This is a genomic window from Verrucomicrobiia bacterium (genome assembly GCA_019694135.1).
In the GTDB taxonomy this organism is placed as follows: domain Bacteria; phylum Verrucomicrobiota; class Verrucomicrobiia; order JADLBR01; family JAIBCM01; genus JAIBCM01.
Genome location: JAIBCM010000005.1, coordinates 24,045 through 42,479, shown reverse-complemented (window position 1 = coordinate 42,479; position 18,435 = coordinate 24,045). Strand labels below are relative to the sequence as shown.

Sequence of the window (18,435 nt, the reverse complement as noted above, 5' to 3'; positions counted from 1 at the left end):
GTCAGTTGACGGATGTTCCTATTTTCGATTACACTAGTGTCATGGCAGGACATTCACATTGGGCAAAAATCAAGCGAGCGAAAGGCGCATCGGACGCGAAGAAAGGAAAACTATTTGGCCGATTAGCGCGAGAAATTTCGATGGCAACCAAATTGGGCGGGGCCGATCCGGGTTTTAATCCGCGATTGCGACAAGCAATTGCCAATGCCAAAGCTGAGTCGATGACCAATGACACCATTAATCGCGCGATTAAAAAAGGCTCAGGTGAGTTAGGTGGGGAAAGTTATGAGGAAATGACCTATGAAGGTTATGGTCCTAGCGGCGTTGCTTTGCTTGTGGAAGCGACTACGGATAATAAAAATCGAACCGCTGCCGAAATTCGCAGCCTTTTCACAAAAAATGCGGGAAACATGAGCGCTCCAGGAAGTGTGGCTTGGATGTTTCAGCGTAAAGGCCTGATCCTAATTCCCCAAAAATCTACAACCGAAGAACAGATCATGAATGCCGCGCTGGAGGCGGGCGCTGAGGATGTGCAACTGGGCGATGAAAATTTCGAAGTGACAACATTGCCGGAAAAATTGTATGCGGTGGAAGCCGAGTTGAGAAAAGCCAATTTGCCTGTGGAAAAAAGTCAATTCACTTATCTTTCTACCAATCCGATGACGGTGAGCGATGAACAAGTTGCCCAACAAGTTTTACTATTGGTCGAAGCATTGGAAGATCATGACGATGTACAAGCTGTTTACGCCAATAGTGAAATTGCTGATGAAGTTTTAGCGAAGTTGGCTTAGGGTTGGTGACTTCTGATTAATTTGCCTTTACGTTCTAAAAATTCTCGTCAATCTGCTGACACTTATGATTATCGGTGTCCCTAAAGAAATTAAAGCACAAGAAAATCGAGTCGCATTACTTCCCTCAGCGGCCTATCAACTCATTAAACGCGGTCATCAAGTTTTGGTTGAGCGCAATGCCGGCGCTGGCTCAGGCTATCCGGATGAAGAATACGTGCGAGCTGGCGCCCAAATCATCGAGGAGCATGCCACTGTTTTTGAAAAGGCAGAGATGATTGTTAAGGTGAAAGAACCGCTCATTTCCGAATATAACTTGCTAAGAAAAGGTCAGTTGCTTTTTACGTATTTACATTTAGCGGCTGCGCGACCGTTGACCGAAGCGTTAATAAAATCGGGATGCACGGCAGTAGCTTATGAAACGATTGAAGTAAATCGTCGTTTGCCTTTGTTGGAACCGATGAGCGAAATTGCCGGACGCATGTCGATTATTGTGGGAGGTTATTTTTTGGCCAAGCATCAGAGTGGAAAAGGTGTTTTGCTTGGTGGTGTCCCGGGTGTATTACCGGGCAAAGTCGTGGTGATTGGTGGTGGCAGCTCGGGGATTAACGCAGCGCGTATGGCAACCGGATTGGGTGCGGATGTTACAATTTTGGAAGTAGACGCCGAACGCATGCGTTTTTTAGATATCACACTTCACACGGCTCACACGCTTTATTCGAGTGAAGCGCATGTGGAGGAATTATTGCCTACGGTAGATTTGTTAGTGGGTGCAGTTTTGGTGCCGGGCGCGCGCGCGCCCAAGTTGATTACTCGTAATATGTTGAAACTTATGAAACCGGGCACTGTGCTGGTGGATATTGCGATTGATCAAGGGGGTTGCGTTGAAACTTCGCGACCGACAACACACGAAGAACCAGTTTATATGGAAGAAGGCGTAGTGCATTACTGCGTCGCCAACATGCCGGGCGCTTATGCGCGCACGGCGACTCAAGCTTTGACCAATGCCACTTATCCTTACATCGAAAATTTAGCCGATAATGGATTGGCCAAAGCCTGTCAGCGCCAGCCTCAGTTAGTGGGTGGCATTAATGTGCAAGATGGCAAAGTGACCTGTAAACCGGTTGCCGAAGCATTCGGCATGACTTACGAAGCGCCAAAGGTGTAAGAATTCTCTAGCAACTTTGGGTCGACAGAAAGTTTTGCGTTATTTTAGTTAGGCCAATAAAGAAAACGACCACAGTTTTCGCAACTTACCATTTTGTTTTGCGTTTTGCAGTCGAGCAATGTTTGGCTCATGAGAGTTAAATGACACCCACCGCAAACGGTTCGATGTTCTATAGGCACAATGGCGTCGTCCTTGCTTTGGAGTAATCGTTCATAACGATTCAAAATATCTTCAGGAATATTTTTAAGATAAGCGCTTCTTTCGGCGAGCAATTGATTTAGCTCTTTTTCCACGCTTTCCAACTGAACTTTCATTTGACTCATTTGTTCCTGAAAAACCTTTTCTTTGGAGCTATTTTTTTTCGCTTCTTCATTCCAATGCGCCATAGCTTGTTCGTATTGTTCCATCAGAACGAGTTCTTCGTCCTCTAAAGTAACAATGGATTTTTCGGCTTGCTCGATTTCGTGCAACAGAGCGCTGTATTCCTCATTTTTTCGGGTTTGTTGCAGTTGGCTGCGTAATTTGAAAATATGTTGCTGTTGAGTTTGCGCATCGAGGTCGAGTTTTTTTCGATTTGATTCGATTTTTTGCGCTTCTAATTTTTGAGATTGCAGGCTTTGTTGTTGATGGGTGAGTTGTTGTTGGAGGCGAGTTTGTTCCAAAGGTAAATTTTGTTTTTGACGTTGCAACGCACGAATTTTTTTGTCGTGTTGTTGTAGGAGAAGAAGATGGTTTAGGGTTTCGAGCATGCAGTGTGTGAGGTTAATATTTTTTCCGTATATTTTGCTAAAAGATCAAATTCCAAATTTACCTGATCTTTTATTTTTCGATAAGCTAAATTCGTGTGATTCCAGGTGTGAGGCACAATGCCTAATCGAATTTTTCCTGGCAATGTTTCGGCGATGGTGAGGCTGATGCCGTCTATGGCGATGCAACCTTGGTTAGCCGTGTAGCGTTCGTAATTTTGAGGAATCGCAATTTCCAGACTCCATTCGGTGGCCTGTTTTTCTAGCGCTAGAATGTAAGCCGTTGTGTCCACATGGCCGCTGACAAAGTGTCCTCCGAGATGAGTGGTAGGTTTAACTGCAGTTTCTAGATTAACGCGGTGACCTGTTTCTAATTGCGAAAAATTGGTGCGAACTAAGGTTTCGTTTAGTAAATCAAAAATGATTTGTTGATGATCTTGAATTTTTATTGCGGTCAAACAACAACCGTTAACAGCAATACTGTCACCGATATGAAGTAAAGGAGCAATTTTGGGGGCTTGAATCACAAAATGAATTTGCGCAGCTTCTTTTTTAAAGGCGATAACTTGGCCAACTTCTTCAACGAGTCCGGTGAACATAACCTTTCAATAATAGATCAGATCCAGTTTTTTCGAAGGAAAAATTTTTTAATGCGAGGCCTTTTTTCCCGAAATATTGATGTGTGAAGAAAGCTAGTGTTCTGCCGCCTATTAGTTTGGGTGCGATAAAAAAAGCGATTTCATGAACCAGATTGGCTTCGAAAGCGCTCGCGAGAAGTTGTCCTCCGCCTTCGAGCAAAATGCATGTGACTCCGTTTTTTCCAAGTTGTTTGAGGCTATGTTGCAAAGGCTGATTCGCAAAAATAAGCGTGCGATTGCGATAGCGGTCAGTAAGAAGATGGGCTTGAGTTGGAATGCGACCCGTGCGGGTAATGATCACGCGCCAGGGTTGTTTTTTTTTGTGTGAAAGCTTTCCCAAGCGCACGGTGAGTCGGGGATTGTCGGTGCGCACGGTTTCAGCGCCGATCACAATAGCATCGGCTCTGAGACGATAAAAATGAGAGCGGCGAATGGCTTCTGGGGAAGTAATGCGACGAGAGTTGTGTTTGGGATGTGGAGCAATTCTACCATCTAAACTCATTGCAATTTTAGCGATGACCCAGGGTTGTCCAGTGGTGATCCAATGATTGAAGGCGCGATTCAATTCTTCGCATTCTTCAGTTAAAATGCCACAAGTAACTGAAATGCCATGTGCTCGAAGTTTTCGAAAGGCGCGACCGGCATGAAGCGGATTAGGATCGGTGGCGCCGATCACGACTCGAGCGATGCCACTTTGAATAATGGCATCGACACAAGGTGGAGTTTTGCCGTGGGTTGAGCAAGGTTCCAAGGTGACATAGAGCGTGCTATGTCGAACGCTTTTGTTTCGTTTTCGAGCATTGGCAATCGCTACGATTTCAGCGTGATCTTTTCCTGCTTGTTGGTGGAAGCCTTTCCCAATTTCTCGATTGTTTTTAACTAAAATAGCGCCCACACAAGGGTTCGGGCTGGTGAGACCTATGCCTTTTTGGGCTAAGGTAATGGCACGACGCATCCAAAGGGTGTCTTGGATTGAGGTTGGCGAGTTCATTTAAATCAAGGAGCGCCTAATTATTGCAACATTTTTTCCAGATTTTTATCGGCTTTGACGCCTAAGTTCATGGCTTGTTGGTAATGTTGATTAGCGATTTCTTTAGCAGGCGGTTTTTGCGAAGCGTAAATGACGGCAAGGTTAAAATGGGCTTCGCCATAATTGGGATTAATCTCTAGCGCCTTGCGAATTTCTTGTTCCGCAACGGATAGCCAGCCTTTTTGGGAGCAAGCGATGCCTAGATAGTTGCGAGTTTGAGGATCTTTCGGATCCAAGGTGACGGCGCGTGTTAAGGTGTTGATGGCATCATCATAACGTTGAGTCATGTAATAAACGATGCCAAGAATGGAGTGAGAAAAACCGTCATTGGGTTCATATTTCACGGCTTTGCTTAAAGTGGCTTCTGCTTCTTTATATTTTGCTTGTTGAAAATAAACGACGCCAAGATTGGAAAGCGCGTAAACGTTGTCGGGATAGCGATCGAGAATTTCTTGAAATTTTTCTTCCGCTTTTTCGTAGTTTTTAGTGTTGAAAAAGGCTTTGGCTTCTTTAGCAGTGGCTTCCATGGTGCGAGGAGGAAGCAGTGTGGGATGAATTTCGTCATCGAGATCAGTCGATTGATGGCTAGCAATAGGTGTGGGGGCAGGTTGTTGAAGTAGAGCGAGTTCATTTTCTGAAAGCATCAGGGTGGGAGAGGCCAAAATTTCTATTTGTTTAGTGAGAACTTGGGATTGCACTTTGAGTTGTTTTAATTCTTCGAGAGCGATTTTTTTAGCAGCTTCACGACGAGCTTCTTCTTTCATTTGGCGATCGATAATGTTGCGTAAGACTTCATTTTCTTGTTGGAGCGAATTGGCTTGAGCGGATAAGGTGCTATTGCTGCTAGTTTGTTGGAGGGTGAGCTCCATAGATAAGAATTTTTCTTTTTGAGCGTTGAGCTGTTCGCGCAAGGAAGAAACTGTTTTTTCGTATTCAGCATTTTGTGTTTCGGCGCTGATTAATTGTTGTTTTATGCTTTCGAGTTGGTTTTTTAACGTTTCAATGTCGGGATTGGAAAGGGTGTTGGTGTCGGGCGTCAGCTGAGCAGCAGCAATTTTTAGTTTTTCATTGAGTTGCGCATTTTCTTCCAAGAGTTGGGTGACGCGTTGATCCATTTCTCCCGCACGCAACGCGGCGATTTCTTGTTGTGATGTTTCTAGATTTTTTTTCGTAGCTTCGAGTTGTTCTTGAAGTTCGGCGAGTTGTTTTTCTTTTTCGTTTAGAGTTTCTTTTAGGGCGGTGAGATCGTTTTGATCCGCTTCCTTGCTAACTTGAGAGCCTGTTTTAAGCGCGGCGATTTCTTTTTCAGTTAGAGAAATTTTTTCCAAAAGTTTGGCTTGTTCTTCTTGATTCTGTTGATTTTCTTTTTTCGCTTCTTCGAGTTGAGTGGTTAATTTTTCCACGCGCGAATCGGTGGTTTGTGAGGAAAGTTCCTGGAAATCTTTTTGAGCCGTGGCGAGTTGGCTTTGTAGGGTTTCTCGTTCGGCTTGATTGTCTTGAAGCTGTTTTTGTAAAGTGGCTTGGTTAGTTCGGCTTTCATTAAGCTCTTTTTGTAAATCGGCTAGAGAAATACGTGTTTGCTCAAGAGTTTTACGTGTTTCCGCAAGTTGATTTTCCTGGCTCATGAGGGTTTCTCTTAAGTTTCTGACTTCTTCTGAGGAACCGTTGGAGGGCACCAAACTAGGGGTAAGGGCGTTAGATTTTCCACGCAGAGCATTGATTCGTTCGCGACAAAATCGGCCACGATAATTGATTAAGTCTGGCCGCCAGTCAGGGTAATCTTCTTTAATGCGATTGAGTAGGCTGTAAGAAAGTTGGTAAAGACGCAGGGCGTTGGAGGCGTCGCCACTTTTTTCGGATTTCTGAGCTTCTTGCAATTGGAAATAGAATTGAAGATAAAGATCGCCTGGGTCGGCTGCCATAAGCGTGCTGATTCCTAGGCTAAGCCATAAGCCAATGAAACAAGCGAGTCGATGGAAGTAACGCACTTTCTAATTTTAAGATTAGTTGAGACGACCTGCAATGAGAAAAAGTTTTTTAGCATACGAAAAATAGCTTGCGAGCGACTAAAAACTGGCAACAGGGTATATTGTTAACGAAAATAAGAATTCAAAAAGATTGGATCCCCGGGTCAAACCCGAGGATGACAATGGGTGCAATCAACATCTTAAACTATGAGAGCTTTGACATTTATCGCAAACTCGCAGATACCATGAAAGGAGGAGACGGATTAAGAAATTCATTCCGATCGATGTCATCCTCGGGTTTGACCCGGGGATCTCTATTCCGATCTTGCTTTTAAAAAAACAGTTTGCCAAATGGCGATGAATTTCGTGTCATAGTAGGTGCATGTCGCAACGTGTTTGTTCGTGGTGGTGGTTGGGGTTAGCTCCAGTGCTGGCAATTGTTTTGTCACCTTGGATTTATCAAGGGGTGCAAGGAGTTAATGCTATATGGGAAGGTCCACAATGGTTGGAGGAGGTTTCGTTTCGACGAGTTTTTAATCGGATTTTTTTAATTTCAACGCTTTTTATTTTGGTTCCTCTTTTGATTAAAAAAGGTTATCGGCGTGGGGAGGATTTTGGTTTTCAGAGTGGGGCTCGGAAATTGTTTTTCGGATTTTTGTTGGGTCTGGGATGTGTGGGGGTTTTGTTGGGATGGCAGATGGCTTTTGGAATTCGAGAATGGGATTTTGATTTGAAATGGAGTCGGTTTTTGGGGTTTTTCTTTTCAGCGGTGATGGTGGCTTTTTTAGAGGAGCCTTTGTTTCGAGGCGTTTTTTTAAAGGAGTTGCGCTTGCGATTATCGCTTAAAAAAGCAGTAGTTATTAGCGCTTTGGTTTTTGCTTCTTTGCATTTTCTGTCGGCGCAGGGATTTGGTGAGGGTTATCAGGTGAGCTGGCATTCGGGTTGGGATTATGTGTTGAGTGTGCCAGGTTATTTTTTTTCCGATTCTCGAAATGGGTTGCGTTGGATGATTCTTTTTGTGATTGGAATTATTTTGGCGATGGGGGTTGTGTTGTTTCGTTCGATTTGGTGGGGGGTTGGGTTGCATGCGGGTTGGGTGTTATCAATCAAAAGTGCGCCGGATTTGGTAAATTATATAAAGGGTCCTTGGAAGGGGTGGCTTCCTAAAAATTTATTAGATGGTGTGGATTGTTTGGTTTTGTTAGTTATTTTGTTTCTGGGTTTATTGTTATATGGCAAAAAAACTCGAAATACTTTGGGAGCCGATTGTTGACCTGTTTTTTCCTAGGCCGCAAGTGCGAGAGGGCTGCTATGTTTTGCAGGCGCCTTTTTGCGATTGTTGTGGTCAGCCGTTTGCTTGTGCCGAAATAAGTGGTTGGGCGTGTTCGAATTGTGCGTCGATGGTTTGTTATTTTGATCGGGCACGCGCTTTTTATTTAAGTCGTGGCTCGGTTCGTGAGGTCATTCATCATTTTAAGTATGAAAGTCGGTTTTGGTTAAGAGTTGCTTTGATGGAATGGTTGGAGGAAGGTTTTTTTCGGTTTTTTAAAGATTCTCACTATCAAGCTTTGGTGCCGGTGCCTTTGTTTGGCCGGCGTAAACGGTGGCGAGGATTTAATCAGGCTGAAATTTTGGCTCAAGAACTTGCTAAAAGTGTTAAATTGCCTGTTTGGAATTGTTTGCGAAGAATTCGAGAGACGGAAACGCAGACGCATTTGGATCGACGTGAACGTCAAAAAAACGTGCATAATGCTTTTCGCTTGGCAAAAGGCTATGAAGTTCGCGATAATGATTATCTGATGATTGATGACGTGTTTACAACCGGTAGCACGGTCAATGAATGTGCGCGAGTGCTAAAAGAGCATGGCGCAAGAAAGGTAGATGTATTAACAATAGCACGCGGATGAAAACTTCCACTATTTTTAAAAAACCCACGTATCAAACGCCATTGGTAACAGTTGCGAAGAAGAAAGAGATCCCAGAGGGGCTTTGCACGAAATGTTCTTCGTGCGGAGAAATGATTTTTAATCAGCAGTTGGAAGAGAATTTTTTTGTTTGTCCGAAGTGTGATTATCATTTTGCGATGGATCCTTATTTGCGTTTGGAAAGTTTGTTGGATCCGGGAACGTTTGAAGAGTGCGATAGTAATTTGCGTGCTGCGAATGCATTGGAGTTTCCCAATTATTCTGAGCGGTTGGCTGCGGAACTTAAAAAGGGGAAGCGTTCGGATTCGGTGATTGCGGGAGTTGGGATGTTGGAGAATCAGGAGGTTTCGGTGGCGGTGATGGATTTTTCTTTTTTGGGAGGAAGCATGGGTGTGGTGGCAGGTGAAAAATTGACGCGCGCTGTGGAGCGAGGATTGGAAAAGGAGGCGCCGGTTATTATTTTTTCATGTTCAGGTGGAGCGCGAATGCATGAAGGTTGTTTTAGTCTGATGCAGATGGCAAAGGTGAGTGGAGCTTTGTTGAAGTTGTCGCAGGCTCAATTACCGTATATTTCCGTTTTGTTGAATCCAACTACAGGTGGGGTGACGGCGAGCTATGCTACGTTGGGAGATTTGATTATTTCAGAACCGGGCGCGATGATTGGTTTTGCCGGGCCACGTGTGATTAAGGAAACAACGAGACAAGATTTGCCGAAGGGGTTTCAAACGGCTGAATTTCTTTTAGCGCACGGGTTGATTGATAAAATTGTGTCTCGAAAACAGATGCGTAATATGTTAGCGAAATTTTTGCGTTATTTTTCGGCTCGCGCTTAACTTTACTTTTTTCTTTTCATTCATGTCAGCCTCACTCTTGAAAGAGCTTTTTGCCCGAAAACAATTGGGAGTGAAATTGGGTTTGGAAACCATGCATGCCCTAGCCCGTGAAATAGGCAACCCAGAGAAAGATTTAAATTTCATTCATATTGCTGGCACGAATGGCAAGGGCTCTACGGCAGCGATGTTGGCAGCGATTTTACAAAAGGCGGGCTATAAAGTGGGTCTTTTTACTTCACCGCATTTGATTTCTTTTGGAGAGAGAATTCAAATTAATCGAGTTCCTTTATCAGAAGAAAAAATAATGGAACTTTATGAAGCGTTGCAGCCCGCTCTTTTTGAGGTTGAGGCGAATGCCTCTTTGCATACTCCAACTTTTTTTGAGATTACGACGGCTTTAGCGTTGTTGGCTTTTCGGGAGGCTCAGGTAGATTGGGTAATTTGGGAAACAGGCTTGGGTGGTAGATTGGATTCTACCAATATTGTGCAACCTAAATTTTCCATTTTAACTGCGATTTCTTTTGATCACACCCAATGGTTGGGCACAACATTAAGTCAAATCGCTACAGAAAAAGCTGGTATTATTAAAAAGAAAGTTCCGGTGATTTGTGCGCCACAGGTCGAAGAGGTTAAGCAAGTCATTCAACAGCGTGCTGAGGAACAAGAGGCTCTTTGTTTTTTTGTTAATCAGAAAAATATTTTTTTAGAAAGTGAAACGTGTGAGGGGCAGCAATTTTCTTATCGAAGCACATCTTACTCTCTGAGTTTGTTGGGGTCTCATCAGCGACAAAATGCGGCTGTGGTTTTGGAAATGGTGTGCCAATTGCGCGAGTCAGGGGTTAATATTTCTGAGGAAGCTGTGGTGAATGGGTTAAAAACAGTCACTTGGCCTGCTCGCTTTCAGTTTTTACAGAAAGATCCTTTAGCTATTTTAGATGGAGCTCACAACGAAGCAGGGATTGAAGGTTTGGTTCAACAATATCGTTCTTTGTTTGGTGAGGCGAAGATTAATCTTATTTTTGGAGTATTAGCTGATAAAAATATTGATGCCATGGTTAATCAATTATTGCCCATTATTAAAAAAGTGGCGTTAGTTGCTCCCATGAGTTCTCGTGCTTTGAAGCCTGTTATCGCGGCTTCTTGTTTTGCTGTTAAAGATTGTGACACGGCCATCTTTTCTAATTTCCAGCAGGCTTGGTTAAGATTTCAAGGTGAGCCTGTTTTAATTACTGGTTCGCTCTATTTGGCTGGTGAAGTTTTGGGTTGTTTAAGATTTTGACTATAATTAGCTTGCTCCATGGCTAACACTTTTTTAGTTTGATTTTCACCATTTCAAGGCTGGGTAGCTCAGTTGGTAGAGCAGCGGACTGAAAATCCGCGTGTCGCCGGTTCAATCCCGGCCCCAGCCATATTCTTTTAGATATGAAAGCAACTTTGCCTTCCTTTCTTTTACTTTTTGATGGGGAGTGTGGATTGTGTGATCGTGGTGTGCATTTTTTTATTTCACGAGATAAGCGCCAGCAGTTTTATTTTGCGCCGCTGCATGGGGAAACGGCTCGAAAAGTTAGAGAAAGGCATAGGAGTGATTGGGGCGAAGAATTAAGTTCTATGGTTTGGGTTGAAAATTATAATGCGCCCGAAGAAAAAATTTTTCGAAAATCCGACGCCGTTGTTAAAGCCTTTTTTATTTTAGGAGGTTTTTGGAAAACGATGGCTTGGTTAATAAGAGTGATTCCTCATCTGTGGCGTGATAAGATTTACGATATAATAGTTAAAAATCGTTATGTTTGGTTTGGTAAAACTTCCTTTTGTGAGAGGGAAATAAAAAATAGCGAAAAGAAACGCTTTTTGGAGTAAGAAGAATGAGTGGGTTTTGATTTAAGGGAAAGATTCGAAAATAATAGAGTCGGATAATTGGCCTATCCAATAACTAATTTGCTGACTGCTTTGAGGTTCAGAAAGAGGAAGGGGGGGTAAATTGCCAAATTGAATGTCGGTGTTAGTAAATTCGCCTGTAGAAAAAACGTTGCCTTGAGGATTGACTGCGATGTCTCTTAAGAAGCTGCCTGTAACTTGAGCTAAGGCATCGGGTGTGCCTCCGCTTGTGGCGTTGACCCATAACAGGGATCCCGTGGAGCTATATTTCGCAATAAAAATGCGTTCAATGAATGGGGTAATATCAATATCCTTATTTTGTTCGGAGATCGTATTTTCGAAAACAAGCGTTTTAGGATTGTTGCTAAAGGTTAAAAACCATCCTCCTAGAACACCATTGCCTATGTCATCAACCGCGAGTCCATCGTTTCTGGCTATACCATCGTTAGGTTGAGCTGTGCGGACCCATTCGAAGTTTCCATTTTGAGGAGAAAATTTTGCGAGAAATGTGTTTTGCGAGCAAGAAAATAGTTCGCATGGGATAGAGATGGTTTTATTGCCTATGTTCAATGTATCGATGAAAGTTCCAGAAACATATAAATTTTCTTCGGAAGAATCGATAGCAATATTTGCTTCGAAAAAATTTTCTATAGAGCCTGCATCGCCCGCCCCGATCGGAATGGTCCATTGAGGAATGCCTTGAGGATTATATTTAACAATCGCAAGACTTTGGGATTGAAGGGTATTGATTTTTAAATTGTCCACTTCGATTGCGTTGCCCGTGCAACGAGCTACGACGTAACTGTTTCCCTGGGGCGAAACACAAATGTCGTGGGAACGATCGAAGGCATTAGCATTGCCCTGAATTCGTTGCGCCCATTGGCAAGCACCATTCTCACCACTAAATTTTGCTACCCAGACGTCTGTTTCGCCTGAACTTGTTAATAAAATGAAGGGATTTGAATTAAATAAAATATCATTACGATAGGTTCCTGTGATGTAGCAATTGCCTTTAGCATCAATGCCAAGTTGGCTCCATTGATCGGTATTATTATTCATTGTTGAATCACCAATTTGCCGAACCCAGATCGATTTCAAATTGCTGGTGATATCATATTTCGCGATAAAAATATCGCTGTTGCCGTTTGCATTAAAAACTTTATCAATAAATTTTCCCTGGCCGGCAAAAGAGCCTGTGACATAAAGATTGTGACCCATATCATCTACGGCAATGGAAGTTACCTTTTCGCTGCCTTTGCCCAAAGACCCTCTTTGAAGAGACAATAATTTTCCTTGAGAGTTATATTTTGCGATAAAGAAATCTTGAGGACCATTTAAGGGTAAAATAAAATTTCCAAAAGTAATAGGGGCTGTATAATTCCCTGCAACATAGGCGTTGCCTAATTTATCGACACATACGGCTTGTCCCATTGTCCAATTCGAACAGCTGAGTGTTTTAGACCAATACCATTGGGGGGATGCAAAGGACGAAATAATAATGAGAAAACAAACAAGAAAATAGCAATATTTTTTCATAAGTTTGTCTTAGTAATAGAAAATAGATTTCAAGAAATGCAAATAATTTATTATTATTTGCCGAAAAATGAATGAACGAGTGGGTTCGGATTAAGCTCTGACCAAGGGTTTTGGTTTTCTTTTCAAACGAAACCAATTGCTCCAAGTTTTTTTGAAGGCTTCCTTGGGCGTTAAATAATTTTGATTGAGTTCGCCACCTTGTTTCAACGCTTGTAAAATGCCTGCAACAGAAAAATCATTAGTTTCAAAACTACTATAAGCTGTGCCCACAGCTTCAGGATGATGTGCGTCACTAGCGGCAGTCATGGGAAGCCCTCTTTTTTTTGCGTAATCAAAGGCGCGACGATTATAGCGCTTAAAAGTGGTAGCGGCGTTAAAAACTTCCAAAGCATCAAAATGCAATATTTCCAAAACATTTTCTCGGATCCCGGCACGAAAAAGATCGTAAGGATGGGGAGGAACTGCCAAACCGCCATTAAAATGAATCAACTTAATAGCCTCTTGAGGTGTGATGCCCTTAAGATTATTAGGCAAGGCTACCCCAAGTGCCAGGAGATGTCCTTCTGAAGTGGTAATTTCCTGACCGGGCAAAATTAAGAAATCATCTACCGGAAGCCCATCTGTTCGCATCAAGCCTTTTTGCAAGAGATAATCGACGCATTCACTTGTATTATGATCTGTGATGGCAATGCCATTTAACCCTTTTCCTTTGGCAACAGCGATAATCTCTTCAGGATCCGCCACGCTATCGGCGCTGAAGTAAGAATGGACATGCAAGTCCAGCTTTAATTTCCTTATCATGAACTAAAAAGTATACTTAAAAATTGGCGTTGGACAAAAGTTTTTGTCAGTAGTCAGTGTAAGACAACAAGTGTGGCGTTCTTAAGAATTGAAATTCAAAGCAATGCCTTGATCCCCGATTTTGCTTAACGACAAATTTGCTAAAGCAGGACAAGTCGCGGCGATTTCTTTAAAAACCTCTTCAATCGAAGAAAATGAATTGCCACCCAATCGAGCAATGAGCGAATTAAAAATTTCCCAATCTTCCTTGGCGTCAACTGGCGTTGCAGTGGCTTTATTTAACCTTTGCAATCGACCTTTCACATTAATCATCGAACCCCGTTTTTCAGCAAATCCTGCGCCTGGCAAAATAAAATGGGATGCTTCGGTTGTGGCATTCGATAAAAGACTTAAACTGATTAAAGATTCGATTTTACTCAGATTTTCCGAAGAAACTCCAAGCTTCGTTAAATCTTCATGAAGAGCCAGAACCAAGCGATATTTACCAGATGCGATTCCTTGGCGCAAAGTTTCCAGCTTCTTCCCTTTTTGAGAAACTCCAAATAATTGGGCGCCTTGAGAATTCGGATTGCCATCATCACACACCAAAAGATGATCCGTCTTTTGAGGCCGTGGCAAAATATCCAACAGAACTGCATCGCCGCCCAACTGTTTTTGTAATTGCTTTACCAAAAACAACTCTTCATTCGTCATGCGTGCGGAAGCTAAAATCGCAATTTCATTGGGGGAAACATTTTTTAAACTGGAGGCAACTTGCGATAAAACATCATCCCAATCCGTTGGAAAAAAATCCTGTTTCACGCGGACTTGTGGTTGAGTCAAACGTTTCTCATCATTCAAATAATGAAAATTTAATCGACCATAATCGCACATCCAACATTGATTTACCGCTTCATTCTCCCGAGGTGTTTGGCGATAAACAACCCCCTCCCGTGAGCCAATGACTGTGTTACAACCTGTGCCACAACTGGTGCAAATACTAGGCGTTTCTTTCAGAAACCACACACGCATTTTAAAGCGAAAATCTTTACTCGTTAGCGCGCCGACAGGGCAAATATCAACCGTGTTGAGCGAATAATTATTGTTAAACGGCTTGTCAGGATGCGCTGTGAGAACGGTATGGCTACCTCGTGAAACAAACCCCAAACAATCATCACCTACCACATCGCGTGTAAAACGAATGCATCGTGAACATAAAACACAACGTTCATCATCTAAAACAATGCGTTCACCTAAATCCACGCGCTTCGGTTTCTTAACTTTATTTTCGACAAATCGACTTTTCTCGCCTCCAAACTCCACAGAAAATTCTTGTAACTGGCATTCTCCCGCTTGATCGCAAATCGGACAATCAAGCGGATGATTAATTAATAAAAACTCCATCACACCTTTGCGACATTCTTGAATCAAAGGACTGTCTGTGCGAAACGCCATGCCTTCCGTCGCATTGGTCGCGCAACCAATTTGTGGCCGTGGCATCCAAGCAATTTCCGGTCTGCCATCCGCGCCAAGAATTGGTTTGCGATCGGGTCCCATCTTGGGCGTGCCCATTTCGATCAAACACATTCGACAATTTCCCACCACTTGCAATTTTGGATGATAACAATAATGCGGAATCAACTTCCCAAACGCTTTCGCCACTTCGATCACATTCATGCCCTTGGGCACTTGCACCCACTGGCCATCCAATTGGATGTTAACAAATTCTTTAGCAGTTTCAGTTGGGGCGATCATAAATCAAGCAGCAGTTCGAATCGGTTCTGATAAAGTTTCAGTTTTGGTCTTGTTTTCAAATTCTTCAGGAAATTTTGCAATGAAACTTTGAGTTGGCCAAGAACAAGCTTCACCGAAAGCGCAAATTGTTCGGCCTGCAATGTTGTCAGCGACATTTTTGAGTAAGCCCAAATCTTCCTTCCGAGCACCGCCATGTGTCATGCGCGTGGTGATTTTTTTCATCCAGAGCGAACCCTCACGACACGGTGTGCATTGGCCGCAGGATTCGTGAGCGTAAAATTCGTTAATATTAGCTAGCGCCTCGACCATGTCGCGTGTGTGATCCATCACAATTACACCGCCAGAACCCGCCATGGAACCCGCCGCAGCCATGGTATCAAAATCCATGGGAATGTCGTTGATGGTGATAGATTTTTCTATCATCGAGCCATCCGCCTGTTTTTGTTTGATTTTAAACGTTTCATCCGCGCGCAAAACTTTAGCTGAAGATCCGCCAGGAATGATTGCTTTGAGTTGATTGCCATTTCGAATGCCAGCGCAGACATCATAAATCAATTCGCCCAAGGTAATTTTACCGACTTCAAATTCATAATAACCTGGTTTATTAACATCTCCACTGACACAAAGAATGCGTGTGCCAGTGTTATTCGGCGTGCCGAGTTTGGCATATTCTGCACCGCCTATGGCCATGATATGTTTTACATGACAAAGCGTTTCGACATTATTAACGATGGTTGGGCATTGATAGAGTCCTAGCACCGCAGGAAAATAGGGTGGTTTAATGCGCGGGTAAGCACGCTTTCCTTCCAACGATTCAATGAGGCCCGTTTCTTCGCCGCAAATATAAGCGCCTGCACCGCGATGCACATAAATTTCCAGCGAGTAATCGCTGCCCAAAATATTTTTGCCTAAAAAATTGTGCTTTTTCGCCTCTTCAATGGCGCGCTCTAAAATTTTTGCGCCATCAGGAAATTCGCCTCTAATATAAATATAAGCCAACGAAACGCGATTGGCATAACACGAAATCAGCATGCCCTCTAAAAGTTGATGCGGATCTTTATAAATAATCTGACGATCCTTAAAGGTGCCAGGCTCGGATTCGTCGGCATTACAAATCAAATAAACCGGTTTTGTGTTGGTAGGAGGAATAAAACTCCATTTTAATCCGCAACCAAAACCCGCTCCCCCACGACCTCGCAAACCTGAAGCTTTTACTTCGTTAATAATATCGGCTTGTTTTAAGGTTAACGCTTTTTTAGCAATTTCGTAACCGCCATTGCGTAAATAACAGTCGATATCAATCGTGTAACCCGGTTGATCGATATGCTTAAAAATTAATCTTTTTTCTTCCACTGCCATATTAATTACATTTCGCAAGGAGAGCATTTATCTTTTCTTGAGAATCCACCTTCTCATGAAAATCGTCGTTAATCATGCAAACCGGCGCTGTTCCGCAACTTGCTAAACACTCTACAAATTCCAAAGTATATTTTCCATCAGGTGAATGAATCGGACCATGAGGATCGCCCTCTACTCGCAACGTTTTTTTAAAGCGCTCATGCAATTCAGAACTGCCGCCCAAAGCGCAGGATAGCGTGCGACAAACTTTAATATGATACTTGCCAAACGGTTTTTGACGAAACATCGGATAAAAAGTTACTAGCTCCAAAATCTGAATGGGTTGCAAACCCAACTTTTCCGCTATCCAATGAATGCCTTCATTAGAAATATAACCGAACTCTTCTTGCCAAAGATGCAGTAGCGGCAACGAAGCGCTCCGTTTAAATGCAGGATAATGCGCAATGGCTTCATCCACTTTAGCTAGAAACTCAGGACGAAATTGAGGCATATATTATAAACTACCTTCTTTTGCAAAAACTTTGCCATTTACAAAAGAAATTTTCACCTCTTTATCCTTTTTCTTATAAAGGTAAGTGGTCCCTGTTACTCCTAAAAAACTGCCGGATTCAACTTTGGTGGGTTTGCCTAAAATCTTAATAACTTCTTCTTCAGTCTGATTGTTTTCAATTTTCGCATAATTTTCAGCAGTCAATTTAGAGCAAGCCACTAAGCCGAACATCATGACAATCGCAAAACTAATTGTGATAAGAGATTTTATTTTTTTCATATTTATATTATAACCTCAACGGTCGCATTCGCCCATCACAAAGTCTAAAGAACCTAAAATAGCCGAAACGTCACTAATCATATTGCCTGGAAGCAACTTTGATAAGATGCTTAGATTCACAAACGAAGGTGCGCGAATTTTAAGTCGATAGGGAACGCCTCCGCCGCGGCTATTAATATAAAAACCGAGCTCGCCTTTAGGATTTTCTGCAGCAAAATAAATTTCTCCAGGCGGTGCATTGGGTCCTTCCGTTACCACGATAAAATGATGAATGAGTTCTTCCATTTTCGTGAGCACTTTTTCTTTAGTAGGAAGCGCGCTTTTATAATTTTCCACATTAATTGGGCCAGATGGCAGTTTTTTAATTACCTGCTGTAAAATTTTGATGCTTTCGCGAATCTCTTGCAGTCGACAAAAATAGCGATCGTAACAATCGCCGACGGAACCAATTGGCACATCAAACTCATATTGTTCATAGCCCAGATAAGGTTGTTTTTTTCTTAAATCAAAATTAAAACCGGAAGCGCGTAAATTGGGTCCAGTTAAACCAAAATCAATAGCATCTTTTTTCGAAATCACACCAATGTCTTTTGTGCGATCCACAAAAATACGATTGCGCGAAATTAATTTATCAATGTCGTCAATGCGCTTGGGAAGTTCATCGAGAAACTTTTTCAGTTCGCCGATAAATCCGTCCGGTAGATCGCGTGTCATGCCGCCAATGCGCGTGTAGCTCGTGGTAAAGCGAGCGCCAGTTAACTTTTCAATCAGGGTATAAAGTTTTTCGCGTTCGGTGAAGGTGTAGAGAAAAATTGTCATCGCACCGCAATCCATCGCAAAAACGCCTACACCCAAAAGGTGGGAGGAAATTCGTGCCATTTCACAACACAATACGCGGATGGCCTGGCCTCGCGCTGGTAAAGTCCAATCTAACAATTTTTCGACAGCACAGGCGTAGGCAACGTTATTAGATAAAGGAGCGATATAATCCAAACGATCCGTGTAGGGCACGAATTGATTATAATTCATGTTTTCAGCAATTTTTTCATCGCCGCGATGCAAAAAGCCTACATCGGGCACGGCTTTAGTGAGCACTTCTCCATCTAACTCCACTACCAATCGCAAAACTCCGTGTGTGCTGGGATGGGAGGGACCCATGTTCAAAATCAATTTTTCACCTTCAGGCGCAGTTTGATTGTAAGTTTCCGCATGAAGCGCGTAACGCGAAGCAAGATCAGAGGTTTCGAATGATGTTTTCATGGGAAA

18 protein-coding genes and 1 tRNA gene are annotated in these 18,435 nt (G+C 42.8%); 8 read left to right on the top strand and 11 right to left on the bottom strand.

Annotation, left to right across the window (positions count from 1 at the left end; genetic code table 11):
• The first annotated feature begins 41 nt into the window (after positions 1-41).
• Entirely contained in the window at positions 42-791 is a 750-nt protein-coding gene (locus K1X66_08100; protein MBX7158330.1) for a YebC/PmpR family DNA-binding transcriptional regulator, read from the top strand.
• Between the two features lie 64 nt (positions 792-855).
• Entirely contained in the window at positions 856-1,956 is a 1,101-nt protein-coding gene (ald, locus tag K1X66_08095; GenBank protein ID MBX7158329.1) for an alanine dehydrogenase, read from the top strand.
• 44 nt (positions 1,957-2,000) lie between these two features.
• On the opposite strand, the gene K1X66_08090 is transcribed toward ald, so the two are convergent.
• Genes K1X66_08090 through K1X66_08075 form a run of 4 tightly spaced genes read right to left on the bottom strand, consistent with a single transcriptional unit; the run spans position 2,001 to position 6,292 of the window.
• Complete coding sequence (locus K1X66_08090) at positions 2,001-2,705, bottom strand: hypothetical protein (protein MBX7158328.1); 705 nt, start codon at positions 2,703-2,705, stop codon at positions 2,001-2,003.
• Positions 2,690-3,301 (bottom strand): riboflavin synthase, encoded by a 612-nt coding sequence (locus K1X66_08085; GenBank protein MBX7158327.1) that lies wholly within the window; start codon positions 3,299-3,301, stop codon positions 2,690-2,692. The genes K1X66_08090 and K1X66_08085 overlap by 16 nt, the downstream gene beginning before the upstream one ends.
• Positions 3,282-4,313: a bifunctional diaminohydroxyphosphoribosylaminopyrimidine deaminase/5-amino-6-(5-phosphoribosylamino)uracil reductase RibD gene (gene ribD / locus K1X66_08080; GenBank protein MBX7158326.1), complete on the bottom strand. Its 1,032-nt coding sequence runs from the start codon at positions 4,311-4,313 to the stop codon at positions 3,282-3,284. Before ribD ends, K1X66_08085 begins: the two co-directional genes overlap by 20 nt.
• Before the next feature lie 38 nt (positions 4,314-4,351).
• Positions 4,352-6,292, bottom strand: a complete 1,941-nt coding sequence (locus tag K1X66_08075) for a tetratricopeptide repeat protein (GenBank protein ID MBX7158325.1) — start codon at positions 6,290-6,292, stop codon at positions 4,352-4,354.
• 427 nt (positions 6,293-6,719) lie between these two features.
• Here K1X66_08075 and K1X66_08070 point away from each other — a divergent pair, with 427 nt between their 5' ends.
• The 6 genes from K1X66_08070 (at position 6,720) to K1X66_08045 (ending at position 10,952) form a co-directional block, all read left to right on the top strand.
• The gene (locus tag K1X66_08070) at positions 6,720-7,610 is read left to right on the top strand and encodes a CPBP family intramembrane metalloprotease (protein ID MBX7158324.1); all 891 of its coding nucleotides are present in this window, start codon (positions 6,720-6,722) and stop codon (positions 7,608-7,610) included.
• A complete protein-coding gene (locus tag K1X66_08065; protein ID MBX7158323.1) occupies positions 7,570-8,244 on the top strand; it encodes a ComF family protein in 675 nt (224 codons plus the stop codon). Before K1X66_08070 ends, K1X66_08065 begins: the two co-directional genes overlap by 41 nt.
• Positions 8,241-9,095: an acetyl-CoA carboxylase, carboxyltransferase subunit beta gene (gene accD / locus K1X66_08060; protein MBX7158322.1), complete on the top strand. Its 855-nt coding sequence runs from the start codon at positions 8,241-8,243 to the stop codon at positions 9,093-9,095. The genes K1X66_08065 and accD overlap by 4 nt, the downstream gene beginning before the upstream one ends.
• 22 nt (positions 9,096-9,117) lie before the next feature.
• Positions 9,118-10,374, top strand: a complete 1,257-nt coding sequence (locus K1X66_08055) for a bifunctional folylpolyglutamate synthase/dihydrofolate synthase (GenBank protein ID MBX7158321.1) — start codon at positions 9,118-9,120, stop codon at positions 10,372-10,374.
• A 57-nt stretch (positions 10,375-10,431) separates the two neighbouring features.
• Positions 10,432-10,504 (top strand) — tRNA-Phe (locus K1X66_08050).
• Between the two features lie 13 nt (positions 10,505-10,517).
• Positions 10,518-10,952, top strand: coding sequence for a DCC1-like thiol-disulfide oxidoreductase family protein (locus tag K1X66_08045; GenBank protein ID MBX7158320.1), 435 nt, complete (start codon positions 10,518-10,520; stop codon positions 10,950-10,952).
• 21 nt (positions 10,953-10,973) lie between these two features.
• Here K1X66_08045 and K1X66_08040 read toward each other — a convergent pair whose 3' ends face one another.
• The 7 genes from K1X66_08040 to nuoD form a co-directional block, all read right to left on the bottom strand.
• Positions 10,974-12,401 carry a hypothetical protein gene (locus K1X66_08040; protein ID MBX7158319.1) on the bottom strand — a complete coding sequence of 476 codons (1,428 nt, stop codon included), beginning with the start codon at positions 12,399-12,401 and terminating at the stop codon, positions 10,974-10,976.
• A gap of 195 nt (positions 12,402-12,596) precedes the next feature.
• A complete protein-coding gene (locus K1X66_08035) occupies positions 12,597-13,307 on the bottom strand; it encodes a PHP domain-containing protein (protein MBX7158318.1) in 711 nt (236 codons plus the stop codon).
• 81 nt (positions 13,308-13,388) lie between these two features.
• Positions 13,389-15,041: a molybdopterin-dependent oxidoreductase gene (locus K1X66_08030; GenBank protein MBX7158317.1), complete on the bottom strand. Its 1,653-nt coding sequence runs from the start codon at positions 15,039-15,041 to the stop codon at positions 13,389-13,391.
• A gap of 3 nt (positions 15,042-15,044) precedes the next feature.
• A complete protein-coding gene (gene nuoF, locus K1X66_08025; GenBank protein ID MBX7158316.1) occupies positions 15,045-16,400 on the bottom strand; it encodes an NADH-quinone oxidoreductase subunit NuoF in 1,356 nt (451 codons plus the stop codon).
• Position 16,401: 1 nt separating this feature from the next.
• A complete protein-coding gene (locus K1X66_08020; GenBank protein ID MBX7158315.1) occupies positions 16,402-16,890 on the bottom strand; it encodes an NAD(P)H-dependent oxidoreductase subunit E in 489 nt (162 codons plus the stop codon).
• Between the two features lie 3 nt (positions 16,891-16,893).
• Entirely contained in the window at positions 16,894-17,169 is a 276-nt protein-coding gene (locus tag K1X66_08015) for a hypothetical protein (protein ID MBX7158314.1), read from the bottom strand.
• Positions 17,170-17,184: 15 nt separating this feature from the next.
• On the bottom strand, positions 17,185-18,429 hold the full coding sequence (nuoD, locus tag K1X66_08010) for an NADH dehydrogenase (quinone) subunit D (GenBank protein MBX7158313.1): 1,245 nt from the start codon (positions 18,427-18,429) through the stop codon (positions 17,185-17,187).
• Between the last annotated feature and the right edge of the window lie 6 nt (positions 18,430-18,435).